The following is a 12,116-nucleotide window of genomic DNA, read 5'->3' as shown; positions in this document are numbered from 1 at the left end:
GCGCCTACCGGCTAAGATCCACTGTGACTCTGCTTATAAGCCGCCAGCGCGGGCAGCAGTTGCTGGTCGATGGCCTGGCGCACGGCGGGGAGGAGGGTGGCGCTGCCGGTCAGAAGTTGTTCTACCAGACGTCGCAAGGCGGTCGCGCGTTCGGCGTTGAGGCCGCAGACGGCGTTTGCGCAGGCTTGTTCAGCGGTTGCGCCGCCGGGGGCTTCGAAGCCCAGGGCTCTGAGCTGGCCGAGCAGGTCTTCCTGGTCAATCAAATCCGCGTGCATCATGACGTCTGTTCCTTTGATCGGGCTTGTTCCGATTCTGGAAGGACAACCGCCTGCGGGCAACCCCTGCCTGTCGTGCGTGGCAGGATTGGCTACAAGTGTGTCGTTTTCAGTTCATGCGGTCATTCGGTTTGCAGGTTGTCTATGGTTCTGTCGACCATGACCTTGGCCATTTCCACCAGGTGCATGATCGAAAGCGTCATGTCGCGCTGGGTGCCGGTCATGCTGTCGCTGAATTCACAGGCGCTGGTGGCGGCGCAGCGCAGCAGGTCGCTGGCATGCATCAGGGCGTCTTCCTGGCTGACGTTGGCGCTGACGGTGAAGAGGGGCGGATCGGGGACGATTTTCAGCATGTGATGCATCTCCTGGAGTTTTAGAAGACCATCACCGTCGGCTACTAATCGAGGGTGGTGATCATGCGCAGGTAGTAGCCCGGTCCAGGAACCCCGGTGCATCCAAAGATGCCCCACGCACGACCACCATAAAAGCGCAGGCCGTGAAAGGGCACCTGCACAAGGTGGCGCAATGCGCCTGGATAACGAGGGCTACTAATCCTCACCGCTGAATATGCAGCGACGGGCGCAGAGTAGAGATCGAAACAGGCAGGCACAAGGGGCCGGGAGTTTCTCGGAAATTTCCTTCAAGTGAAAGAGACCAGTCCCGCAAATTCGTTACAAATTCTTGTTCATTGCTCAGGTTTGCTAAACTGCGCAGCTTGCCAGGAGCTGCCATGAATTACCGTCACGCCTACCATGCCGGCAACCACGCCGACGTCTTCAAACACCTGACCCTGACTCGCCTGATCGCCCTGATGGCGCGCAAGGAGCAGCCGTTCGCCTATCTCGACACCCACGCCGGGCTCGGCCTGTACGACCTCAAAGGCGATCAGGCCACGCGCACCGGAGAATGGCTGGAGGGTATCGGCCGTCTGTGGAACGCCACGGACCTGCCTGCGCTGACGTCCGACTATCTGCAAGTGCTGCACGACATGAACCCGGATGGCGAGCTGCGCTACTACCCCGGTTCGCCGGAGCTGGCTCGCCGCCTGACTCGCGAGCGCGAGCGTGTGCTGCTCAACGAGAAGCACCCCGAAGACGGGCGTCTGCTCAAGGAGAACATGAAAGGCGACCGCCGTGTGGCGGTGCATCTTGGGGAAGGCTGGCATGTCCCGCGCGCCTTGCTGCCCGTGGCGGAAAAGCGTGCCGTCATGCTCATCGACCCGCCATTCGAGCAACTCGATGAAATGAAGCGTTGCGCGGTTGCGCTCAAGGAAGCCATCGGGCGCATGCGTCAGACAGTGGCGGCAATCTGGTACCCGATCAAGGATACCCGCCTGCTGCGCCGCTTCTATCAGGACCTGGCAGAAACCGGCGCGCCCAAACTGTTGCGCGTTGAACTGTTCGTCCATCCGCTGGACACACCGGCCAGCCTCAACGGTTCAGGCCTGGCCATCGCCAACCCGCCTTGGGGTCTGGAAGAAGAATTGCGCGAGCTGATGCCGTACCTCGCCCAGAAACTGGGCCAGACCCAGGGCGGCTGGAAGATGGACTGGTTAATTGCGGAGTAGGCTTGCCTGCATCCATCACTGCGTGCCCATGCGGAGCACTCAGCGTTGTACACAGATCCTGGCAAGCCCAGAAGACTGTGTAGGGCATGTAGGTGCGTACCGTGCAACGCTTCGCTGGTTCGCGATCTGCCGGGAACCGGCAGCAAAACCGCTTGCCTCGGTGCGCCAGATACAGCCGAGGTGGCCGGTTTTGGGGCCGCTTCACAGCCCATCGCGGACAAGTCCGCTCCTACGCCCTCCGGGCAGAAGCCCGTTTCCTGACGCCCCGGCAGGGGCGTGTCTCAAGCCGGCATGCACACACCCGTGCCGCCCAGCCCGCAGTAGCCCTGTGGGTTCTTGGCCAGGTATTGCTGGTGGTAGGCTTCGGCAAAGTAAACCGTCGGTGCCTGCTCGATTTCGGTGGTGATGCTGCCCAGACCGGCCTTGTTCAGTTCCGCCTGGAAGGTCTCTGCACTGGCTTTGGCGGCGTCGAGCTGCTCGGGAGTGGTGCAGTAGATCACCGAACGGTACTGAGTGCCGATGTCATTGCCCTGACGCATGCCTTGAGTCGGGTTGTGTACTTCCCAGAACACTTTGAGCAGGTCTTCGTAGCTGATTTTTGCTGGCTCGTAGACCACCAGTACCACTTCGGTGTGGCCGGTCAGCCCGGAGCAGACTTCTTCGTAAGTCGGGTTCGGAGTAAACCCGCCTGCGTAGCCGGCGACAGTGCTCACCACACCGTCCTGTTGCCACAGACGACGTTCTGCGCCCCAGAAGCAACCCATGCCGAAGATGGCGAATTCGACATTGCTCGAAAACGGCCCCAACAGCGGATTGCCGTTGACGAAGTGGGTTTCCGGAAGCGCCATTGGCGTTTCACGACCCGGCAGTGCTTGTTCGGCGGTAGGCAGTACGTTTTTGTTCACTAGAATTTCCGAGCGCAAAGTCATGAACCATATCCTCTCGTGTGGAGATCGGCAGCGGGGCCAGGACGGATGATCAATACACATACATAGGTCCCGTTACACGCAGAAACAAGTGCTGCCGTGCAATAACAGGCGGACAGTGTGCCCGAGAGAGCGGGGTGCAGGGAAGGTTGTCAGGCGGATGGGCGACGAGGATAGCGCTTCAGCTTCTCGATCAGCTCTTCGCCGGGGATAGGTCTGTCGAACAGATAGCCTTGGCCGACATCGCAGCGATGGCGCCGCAGAAAGGCCAGCTGAGCCGCGGTTTCAATGCCTTCGGCAACCACTTTGAGCTTGAGGTTGTGAGCCATCGCGATGACCGCCGAGGTGATTTCCATGTCGTCTTCATCATCCGGAATATCGCGGATGAAGCTGCGATCGATCTTGATCACATCGATGGGGAATTTCTTCAGGTAACTGAACGACGAGTAACCGGTGCCGAAGTCATCCATGGCCAGTGACAGGCCGAGTTTCTTCAGCGAGTCCAGTTGCTGGCGGGTGTCTTCTGTCGCTTCCAGCAACAGGCCCTCGGTCAGCTCCAGTTCCAGCAGGGAGGGGTCAAGCTCTTCTTCTTTGAGGATGGCGGCAATCGATGACACCAGTTCCGGGTCGGAAAACTGCTTGGGGGATACATTGATGGCTACCTGCAGGTTGCCGAACCCCGCAGCGGTCAGGTCCTTGCTCATGCGGCAGGACTGACGCGCGACCCATTTGCCGATGGGGATGATCAGACCGGTCTCTTCGGCCACGCTGATGAACTGGTCCGGTCGGATCATACCTTTTTCAGGATGATTCCAACGCAACAACGCCTCCATGCCCAGCAGACGACCCGTCAGCAGGCACAGCTTGGGCTGATAGAACACCTCGAGCTCGTTCTGGGTCAGGGCGCGGCGCAGGTTGTTTTCCACGAACAGCTTGTAACTGGCCTCGGCATTCAATGCTTCGGTAAACACCTGAACCTGATGTTTGCCGTTGGCTTTGGCCTTGTGCAGGGCCAGACCTGCGTTTTTCATCAGGGTCTGCGGGTCACGACCGTGCAGCGGCGCGCAGGCAAGACCCACCGAGCCGGTGACGCTGATCAGCTGATTGTCGACGAACATCGGCTTGTCCAGCGTGGCCAGCACTTGTGTGGCGGTGGCCTGTCCGGCTTCCTGATCGGTGTTGTCGATCAGTACGGCAAATTCGTTACTGGCAAAGCGCGCCAATACATCGGACGGGCTCAAGGTGTTGCGCAGGCGCCGCGCCAGGCTGATCAACAGTTTGTCACCGGTCTGGTGGCCGAGGCTGTCGTTGATGCGCTTGAAGTTATCGATGTCGACCAGCAACAGGCTCATCGGCGTATCGGTGTCGCGGGCAAAGCGTTCGTCCAGATTGCGGATAAAGGCCGGACGGTTGCCCAGATTGGTGAGGTTGTCGGTGTACGCCAGGCGCTCGATGCGCTGCTGGGCCAGCTTGCTCTGGGTGATGTCTTCGTAGATGCCGATATAGTGCGTCAGCTCACGATTGTCGCCATACACCTTGGAAATCGACAGCTGGCCCCAGTAGGGTTCGAGGTTCTTGCGCCGGCTTTTGAACTCGCCCTGCCAGCTGTTGCTGTTGGTCAGGCTGGAGTTGGCTTCCAGCAGCAACTGGTTGAGGTTTTCCAGTGCGGGCAATTCCGACAACTTGTGCCCGGAGACTTCCTCCGAGCTGTACTGGGTGATCGCCGTGAAACTCGGGTTTACGTACTCGACCACGCCATTGCAGTTGACCAGCAGAAAGGCGTTGGCGCTTTGTTCGACCGCGCGCTGGAACAGGTGCAGCGCGTTGGTCGCGGCGCGACGGTTATGGTTGTTGATGACCTGGGCAAACTGGTCAGCCAGTTCGCCGGCGAAGGCGATCTCGTCGGACTGCCACTCGCGTGTCGTGCCGGACTCTTCCAGACACAGCACGCCTATCACCTGCCCGTCGATACGAATACTGGCATCGAGCACCGCTCTGGTTTCTCCAGGATTCAGGCTTTTGGCCATTTCGCAGGTGCGTGGGTCAGTCTGGATATTGCTGGCGTCGATCGCCCGGCTGGTATTCAGCGCTTGCAGGTAAGTAGGGTAGGGGCTGATATCCACTGGCGTGCGTGACTGATAGTCGCCGGTTTCACGGCTGTAGTCGGTGATCGGCTCAAGGCGTTTGTCGTTGAGGTTCCAGATACTGACATGGTCGACATCGTAGATATCACAAGCACTTTTGGTGATCAGCTCTGCCGCTTCGAGCAAGGTATTGGCCGTGGTGTAGCGGTGTCGGGTCAGGCGCAGGATCAGGTCCTGCTGGGCGCGCACGCGTTCCAGGTGGGCAAACTGGTCGCGCTGGGCGCGCTGGTTGAGTTCCAGGGCAATCTGCAGTCGCAGGTTGCGGGTTTCCAGATCGGAGTCCGTGACCGGTTCGCCAGTCGTGACAAGGTCTTCGACGATCAGAAAGTAACCACGTAACAGATGCCGGTTGTGCTGTTTGTACGCTTCGCCGATTTCCAGCAGGCCAAGGGGGCCTTTGGGGCTGTGAAGGGTGTAGCGGATCAGGTAATTCGGGGAAGAGGCCAGTTGCAGCTGGATGTCATCGTGCAGTTGATAACGTGCTTCCGGCTCCATGAGGCTGGCATAAGGGGATCCAATCAAGGCGCAAAGGTCAACAGCTGCCAGCCCGAACTGCCTTTCGCAATTCGGATCGAGAAACAATAGCGCCCAATTGGCTTCATTCAGCCGCTCGAAACGCAGCATGCCCAGGCGCGAAGGCACTGGCAATTGCGTCACTACCTCGGCTGCGGATCTACCGGCAGCATCGGTTTGGCTTTTCATGAACAAACTCGCTTCCGGAATACTAGTCGCGACGGGGATAAACCCCACTTTCGCGTATGGCAAGGTTGCATCATGCGGCCCATGCTTACAAGAGACCACAGTGGCTTAGTGCTATAAAAGTGTCGGCCGGTTGTCCAGGTTCTTCAATGTATCTGGTCGGATACTCAAATTCGTTGTTTTTTCGGGTAAAACCCCTGTTTTCCAGGGGAATTCGCTTTGCAGATTTGCTCCAGTTACGGGCTGTTGTCAATCAGGCTTTTGCCATCCTGGGCTCCTTTGCCGGCAATTGCAGGAAAATACCTGCCGCAAACATGGCCAGCACCCCGACACTCAGGAATGTCAGCTGAAATGCCCCCAGCATGCTGCTGACCTCGCCGGTGGTAACTTCTTCGCTGAACCCCCCGAGCAAGGCTGCTGCGCTTGCCACGCCAAGACTCAGCGACAGCTGTGCCACCACCGAAAGCAGGCTGTTGCCACTCGCTGCACTGGCATCGTCCAGATCGATCAAGGTGACCGTATTCATGGCCGTGAATTGCAAGGAGTTGACGGCGCCGAGCAGTCCCAGATGGACCAGTAACACCCAGTATGGGGTTTGCACATCCACCAACGCCAGGCTGGCCAGGAGGATACCCAGCAGCAGCGTGTTGCCGGTCAGAATCATTCGGTAGCCCAGCCGCTCGATCAGCCAGCGGGCGATGGTCTTGGCGAACATGCCAGCGGCCGCCAGCGGCAACATGCTCATGCCTGCCTGAGACGGCGAATACCCCAGCGCCACCTGCAGCAGCAACGGCACCAGAAAAGGCAGGGCACCGCTGCCCAGGCGGGCGAACAGGTTGCCCATGATGCCGACCGCAAACGTCCGGGTACGGAACAGTGAAGGGGCAAACAATGGCGATTCGATGTGCCCGGCACGCAGCCAATACGCTGCCAGACAGCCCATTCCGGCAAACAGCAACAGCACCACGCGCATGTGCGGCAGGTGCAACTCGCCCAGGCCCTCCAGGGCAATGGTGATCAATACCATCGCCGCGCCAAACAGAATGAAGCCGACGCCGTCAAACCGTGTTCGACCGCCTCCCGGAAGATCAGGAATGAAGTGTTTGACGGCGTAGCAACCGAGGATGCCGACCGGAATGTTGATCAGGAAAATCCAGTGCCAGCTCAGGTACTCGACCATCCAGCCGCCAAGCGTCGGGCCCAGCAACGGACCCAAAAGGCCCGGCACGGTAATAAAGCCCATGATCCGCACCAGCTCCGATCGCGGATAGGCGCGCAATACGATCAGGCGCCCGATGGGCAGCATCAGCGCGCCCCCCAGCCCCTGAATCACCCGGGCGGCTACCAGCACGTTCAGTGACCAGGACAGCGCGCACAGCAATGATCCGAAACTGAACAGTAGGATGGCGCTGAAGAAGATGCGCTTGATCCCGAACCGGTCGGCGATCCAGCCCGAAGCCGGGATCAGCAGCGCAATGGTCAGCATGTAGGCGATGACCACCGACTGCATGCGCAGCGGGTCTTCCGCCAGTGAACGGGCCATGGACGGCAAGGCGGTGTTGAGAATCGTGCCGTCCAGGCTTTGCATGAAGAATGCGATGGCGATGACCCAAGGCATCCAGCGCAGGGTCTTTTCGTCCATGATCGGCGCTGCTGAGTTCGGCATAGGCTCCTGCTATAGCGTGAGGGTGAGTCGGCTGATCAATGCGCCCGGCAACTGGATTGAACCGGTCTGGCGCTGACTGTAGGTGCTCGATTGGAGAATCAGTTCCCTTTCTTTGGTCAAGTCCTCCAGTGCGCTGCCCAGCAGGCTGTAGGCGCTGTCATCGAAGCGCATGGTGCTCACCGGCGCGACGATCTTGCCCTCTTCGACCCAGAACGTTGCGAAGCGTGTCATTCCGGTAAGGCGCCCAGCGGCGCGGTCGGAGAAGTTCAGGTACCAGAGGTTACTGATGTAAAGCCCGGTGCTGAGCCTGGCGAGGATCTGATCCAGCTCCAGTGAACCGCCGGCAATGCTCAACGCGCTTGGGCCTTCGCCATAATCCGCGCCGTTGGCAGGCAGGTCGTATTCGGCTGCGCTGCTCGAATCCACCAGTCGATCGCGGGCTTGCCCGTCGACGATCAGTTTCAGGTCCTTGCGCGGGTAGCCTTCCCGTGAAAACGCTGGTGAAAGCGAACCGCTGACTTTTTCGTCGAAGTTGACCAACGGGCTGAAAGGCGTCTCGCCGTCATACAGCCTTTGCAACGGGCTGCGTTTACTGGCCAGTGACTGCGCGGAAAATCCGCCCCAGGTGAGCATGCCGATGACTTCGTCCAGAGCCGCTGGCGCCAGGTATGCGCGGTATTGTCCGGGCTTGAGCGCATGCAGCGGGCGGCCGAGAAATTCGAGCTGTTCGCGGGCTTGCTGAAAACGCTGCGCGAAGGCTTCGTCGCTCCAGTCGTGACCCGCGTAGTTGGCTTTCACTGCCTGGCCGTTTTCGTGAAACAGGCTCCAGTCGAAATTGAAGCTGTTGGCCTGGTGCCAGCCCTGCGCCCCCCACGAACTGGCGAAGCCGCGGTAAAGCGGGCCTGCCGCATAGAAACCTACCAGGTCCAGATCGCCTGCCAGTTCGCTGATCTGCTCGACGACCCGGGCGCTGTCCGGCAGCGGCAAATCTTGAACGTTACTGCTTTGCCAGGCATTGGTGTTCGGCAACAGATAGGGATCCTTGGCCAGCGACGGCAGTGTTTCGCGCAGTTTTTGCAGGGCGTCGACAAGGCGCTGCTGGTCGGTCTCGGCGTCGCCGGACAAGGTCAGTTCCAGATTGGCATGCCGGCCGTCATCGATCAGTTTGAACGTGGCGATGACCTGCTGGACGCTCCCGGCCTGTCGAACCTGGCCGTGGTTGAACCGGATGAAGTCAGACGCCTCGGCGTCGTAGGCCAGAGTGAAGTGTTCCGTCGGGCTGATGGCAGCCTTGAGCACGGCGACCAGCGCCTCGAACTGCTGTTGGTGCGACATCAGGCATCTCCTCCAAACACATCGACATTGGCAAACACACACGCCGGAGAGGCATGGCCTACACGGATCACCTGGTTGGGTTCGCCCTTGCCGCAGTTCGGCGTGCCCAGCACTTTGAACGTGCTGGCATCACCCACTGCGCTGAGGTTTTTCCAGAATTGCGCGGAGATTGCCCGGTAATTGGGGTTCTTCACCACGCCCTTGAGCTCGCCGTTCTCGATCAACTGGCCCCATTCGCAGCCGAACTGGAATTTGTTGCGTGCGTCATCGATGGACCAGGAGCGATTGCTCGACATCAGGATGCCGTGCTCGATGTTACCGACCAGACTGTCCAGCGACTGGTCACCCGGTTCGATATTCAGGTTGGCCATGCGGTCGATGGGGGCACGGTTCCAGCTGGAGGCGCGGCTGTTGGCGACGCCTGCCAGGCCGCTGCGGTATTGCGACAGGGCACCGCCGAGCGGGCGCTGCAGCAGGCCGTCACGAATCAGGAACTGCTTGCTGGCTGACGTGCCATCGTCATCATGCGCGTAGCTGGCCAGTTGCTCGGGAATCTCCGGGTCGAAGGTCACGTTCAGCAGGCTGGAACCGTATTGCAGGGTGCCGAAGTCAGTCGTTTTGACGAAACTGGTGCCTGCGTAATTGCGCTCGTCACCGAGAATCCGGTCCAGCTCCAGGGGATGGCCGATGGACTCGTGAATCTGCAGGACCATCTGATCGGGCATCAGCAGCAGGTCGCGTGGGCCTGATGGCGTGTTGGGGGCGAGGATCAACTGCAACGCTTCGTCGGCGACGTTGGCGGCAGACCCGATCAGGCCACAACTGCTCAGCACTTCGATGCCACCCTGCTGGCCGAAGTTTTGTCCGCCCAGGGTGCGCGTCTGGCTGTCGCGACCGTCGTAGGCCGTTACGCTCATGCCCGGAAACACAAAGCGCTGCGCCTGACGCAATTGCGCGCCCGCGCTGTTGAGATAGATTTGCTCGACGGTTTCCAGGTCCAGTATGGCCTGCCAGTTGACCAGGCGTTCGTCTGCCGGGACCGCGCTGGACTCGGCCATCAGCAGGCCGATGCAATCGCTCAGCGGTGGAAAGGCTTGATCCATGTTTGGCGACAGGTAGTCAGCCTTTGCGCTCGAGACCGCTTGATCGCTCAGGTCCAGCAGCGCATGCGGTGCCAGACGGCGCGCCAGCGTTTCGGCCTGCTGCAAGGCAGCCTGCAAACCCTTCAGGGAGATGTCGTTGGTAGCCGCGTAGGCTTCAACGCCATTCAGGCGCACGGTCAGCATGGCGCCCTCGTCGCTGATCAGTGACGGCGGCTCGGCCACATTCTTGCGCACGCACAGGCGTTGGCCGGTGCGGTGCACGTAACGTACGGAAAAAAATTGCGCTTCACTCTGCAGGGCAGCGAAATGCTGCTTGAGCCGGGCGGAGAAATCGAACATGCAGACAAGCTCCTTCTTGAGGGTGGTCAGTGAAGTCCGGGCGGCCTTTTGAGCCGATTGCCGTTAAGGGGGAGATTACCCCCCACGATTGCCAAGCTGCACCTGCAAGCTTTGAGCCAGACGCTTCAGCCCTGCATCACCAGCTTGATATCGGCGGCCAGTTCACGCACGCGCTCTTCTTCGGTGTCCCACGAGCACATGAAACGTGCGCCGCCGTTGCCGATGAAGGTGTAGAAACGCCAGCCTCGCGCGGTCAATGCAGCAATGGCCGGCTCCGACAGTTGCAGGAACACGCCATTGGCCTGCACCGGGAACATCAGCTCCACGCCAGGAATGTCCTTGACCAGTTCGGCGAGCAGTTGCGCACAGCGGTTGGCGTGGCGGGCGTGTTTGAGCCAGGCGTCGTTTTCCAGCAGGCCGACCCACGGTGCAGACAGGAAGCGCATTTTCGACGCCAGTTGCCCGGCCTGCTTGCAGCGATAATCGAAGTCTTCAGCCAGATCATGGTCGAAAAACAGAATGGCTTCGCCCACCGCCATACCGTTTTTGGTGCCGCCGAAGCACAACACGTCAACGCCGGACTTCCAAGTCAGTTCAGCCGGGGACGCCTCCAGAAAGGCGCAGGCATTGGAGAAACGCGCGCCGTCCATGTGCAGATGCAGGCCCAGTTCCTTACAGGTCGCGCTGATCGCCTTGAGTTCTTCCGGCTGATAGACGCCACCTACCTCGGTGGCCTGGGTCAGGGTCACGACGCGCGGCTTGGGGTAGTGAATGTCCTGACGCTTGAGCGCCACTTCACGAATCGATTCCGGGTTCAGCTTGCCGCCCGCGCTGCGGGCTGTCAGCAGTTTGGAGCCGTTGGAGAAAAACTCCGGCGCACCGCATTCATCGGTTTCGACGTGAGCCGTTTCCGAACAGATGACACTGTGGTAACTCTGGCACAGCGATGACAGCGCCAGCGAGTTGGCCGCCGTGCCGTTGAAGGCGAAAAATACTTCGCAGTCGGTTTCGAACAGTCGGCGGAAATCATCCGAAGCGCGTGCAGTCCATTGATCGTCACCATAAGCGCGTTGATGGCCCTTGTTCGCCTGCTCCATGGCCGCCCAGGCTTCAGGGCAGATACCGGAATAGTTGTCGCTGGCGAACTGTTGGCTTTGGTCTGTCATGGCCGATTCCTTATGGGCGATTATGGTGCGCACTGTAGCGACAATATAAGGTTCGGTCATGTGTTGGCTGCATGACGCAATTCCTCATTCAGGAGCACTATGGATCTTTCCAACCCGCCTTTTCTGCCCGGACGCAACAAGGCGCTGGACCTGCTCAAGTGGCTGGCGATGTTGAGTATGGTGCTTGACCACCTTCGCTATGTGGGCTGGTCAGTCGATTTTCTATACGTGCCGGGGCGTTTTGCCTTTCCCTGGTTCTGCCTGGCAATCGCTGTGAATCTTTCCCGGCGCAGCGCAGCCATCGTGGCCCCGCGGGTGCAATGGCGTTATCTGGGCTGGCTGCTGGTGTTTGCCGGGCTGGCGGAGATCCCGTATCGGCTGTTCATGGCTGACGCCACAGTGCTGAATGTAATGCCGACGCTGCTACTGGGGCTGGTGATCGCTCAGGGCTGGCAGCATCGCAATCCGACGACCCGAGTGATGGCCCTTGTCGCACTGCTGCTGACGGCGATCTTCCAGAAATACCTGATGTTTGGCTTTGCCGGTGTATTGCTGCCGCTGGTCTTTGTGCTGGTGCTGGAAAGAAGGCTTTGGTATGCGATATTGCCGGCGGTCTTTTGTCTGGCGGGTAATGCCTGGTCGCAGATGTTTGCCGGTGCGAGCTGGGGCGATCCGATTTCCATCGGTTCGATACTCACCTGCGTGTTGGCGCCTGTACTGGGCATCGCGCTGCTGCGGGCGAAACCCGGGTTCGCAGTGATCCCGATGCGGCGCTGGGCCTATGCGATCTACCCGCTGCACTTTCTGCTGTTGCTGGGCTTGCGAATGGTGGTGGGCAGGGTTTGATCGGGAGTATGCAGTTATCCCACACACTTCTCGTTCCTCACGCTCCGCGT

The 12,116-nt window shown here is 59.9% G+C and carries 10 protein-coding genes; 2 read left to right on the top strand and 8 right to left on the bottom strand.

Annotation, left to right across the window (positions count from 1 at the left end; translation table 11 throughout):
• Window positions 1–11 precede the first annotated feature (11 nt).
• Window positions 12–278: a hypothetical protein gene (locus tag LCH65_RS22730; protein ID WP_003393668.1), complete on the bottom strand. Its 267-nt coding sequence runs from the start codon at window positions 276–278 to the stop codon at window positions 12–14.
• 119 nt (window positions 279–397) lie between these two features.
• The gene (locus LCH65_RS22725; protein WP_003432502.1) at window positions 398–628 is read right to left on the bottom strand and encodes a DUF3077 domain-containing protein; all 231 of its coding nucleotides are present in this window, start codon (window positions 626–628) and stop codon (window positions 398–400) included.
• Window positions 629–1,005: 377 nt separating this feature from the next.
• Between LCH65_RS22725 and rlmJ the strand changes: the two genes are divergently transcribed.
• Complete coding sequence (rlmJ, locus tag LCH65_RS22720; RefSeq protein WP_072366965.1) at window positions 1,006–1,842, top strand: 23S rRNA (adenine(2030)-N(6))-methyltransferase RlmJ; 837 nt, start codon at window positions 1,006–1,008, stop codon at window positions 1,840–1,842.
• Window positions 1,843–2,123: 281 nt separating this feature from the next.
• On the opposite strand, the gene msrA is transcribed toward rlmJ, so the two are convergent.
• The 6 genes from msrA to LCH65_RS22690 form a co-directional block, all read right to left on the bottom strand.
• A complete protein-coding gene (msrA, locus tag LCH65_RS22715) occupies window positions 2,124–2,771 on the bottom strand; it encodes a peptide-methionine (S)-S-oxide reductase MsrA (RefSeq protein ID WP_003432504.1) in 648 nt (215 codons plus the stop codon).
• 149 nt (window positions 2,772–2,920) lie between these two features.
• Window positions 2,921–5,614 carry a GGDEF and EAL domain-containing protein gene (locus LCH65_RS22710; RefSeq protein WP_003372574.1) on the bottom strand — a complete coding sequence of 898 codons (2,694 nt, stop codon included), beginning with the start codon at window positions 5,612–5,614 and terminating at the stop codon, window positions 2,921–2,923.
• Between the two features lie 250 nt (window positions 5,615–5,864).
• Entirely contained in the window at window positions 5,865–7,277 is a 1,413-nt protein-coding gene (gene mdtD, locus LCH65_RS22705; protein ID WP_003372572.1) for a multidrug transporter subunit MdtD, read from the bottom strand.
• A gap of 9 nt (window positions 7,278–7,286) precedes the next feature.
• Complete coding sequence (locus LCH65_RS22700) at window positions 7,287–8,612, bottom strand: metallopeptidase TldD-related protein (protein WP_226439816.1); 1,326 nt, start codon at window positions 8,610–8,612, stop codon at window positions 7,287–7,289.
• On the bottom strand, window positions 8,612–10,054 hold the full coding sequence (locus LCH65_RS22695) for a TldD/PmbA family protein (RefSeq protein ID WP_122241149.1): 1,443 nt from the start codon (window positions 10,052–10,054) through the stop codon (window positions 8,612–8,614). Before LCH65_RS22695 ends, LCH65_RS22700 begins: the two co-directional genes overlap by 1 nt.
• Window positions 10,055–10,179: 125 nt before the next feature.
• On the bottom strand, window positions 10,180–11,220 hold the full coding sequence (locus tag LCH65_RS22690; RefSeq protein WP_058416050.1) for a low specificity L-threonine aldolase: 1,041 nt from the start codon (window positions 11,218–11,220) through the stop codon (window positions 10,180–10,182).
• A 99-nt stretch (window positions 11,221–11,319) separates the two neighbouring features.
• Between LCH65_RS22690 and LCH65_RS22685 the strand changes: the two genes are divergently transcribed.
• Entirely contained in the window at window positions 11,320–12,066 is a 747-nt protein-coding gene (locus tag LCH65_RS22685) for a TraX family protein (protein WP_122241150.1), read from the top strand.
• Window positions 12,067–12,116: the final 50 nt, after the last annotated feature.

It is taken from the genome of Pseudomonas sp. MWU16-30316, assembly GCF_020515645.1.
GTDB lineage: Bacteria > Pseudomonadota > Gammaproteobacteria > Pseudomonadales > Pseudomonadaceae > Aquipseudomonas > Aquipseudomonas cerasi.
This window is presented reverse-complemented; position numbering and strand designations above follow the sequence as displayed.

Bases quoted from the DNA above. Each gene is read 5' to 3' on its own strand.
- LCH65_RS22730 (WP_003393668.1), bottom strand. From the start codon at position 278: ATGATGCACGCGGATTTGATTGACCAGGAAGACCTGCTCGGCCAGCTC.
- LCH65_RS22725 (WP_003432502.1), bottom strand. From the start codon at position 628: ATGCTGAAAATCGTCCCCGATCCGCCCCTCTTCACCGTCAGCGCCAAC.
- rlmJ (WP_072366965.1), top strand. From the start codon at position 1,006: ATGAATTACCGTCACGCCTACCATGCCGGCAACCACGCCGACGTCTTC.
- msrA (WP_003432504.1), bottom strand. From the start codon at position 2,771: ATGACTTTGCGCTCGGAAATTCTAGTGAACAAAAACGTACTGCCTACC.
- LCH65_RS22710 (WP_003372574.1), bottom strand. From the start codon at position 5,614: ATGAAAAGCCAAACCGATGCTGCCGGTAGATCCGCAGCCGAGGTAGTG.
- mdtD (WP_003372572.1), bottom strand. From the start codon at position 7,277: ATGCCGAACTCAGCAGCGCCGATCATGGACGAAAAGACCCTGCGCTGG.
- LCH65_RS22700 (WP_226439816.1), bottom strand. From the start codon at position 8,612: ATGTCGCACCAACAGCAGTTCGAGGCGCTGGTCGCCGTGCTCAAGGCT.
- LCH65_RS22695 (WP_122241149.1), bottom strand. From the start codon at position 10,054: ATGTTCGATTTCTCCGCCCGGCTCAAGCAGCATTTCGCTGCCCTGCAG.
- LCH65_RS22690 (WP_058416050.1), bottom strand. From the start codon at position 11,220: ATGACAGACCAAAGCCAACAGTTCGCCAGCGACAACTATTCCGGTATC.
- LCH65_RS22685 (WP_122241150.1), top strand. From the start codon at position 11,320: ATGGATCTTTCCAACCCGCCTTTTCTGCCCGGACGCAACAAGGCGCTG.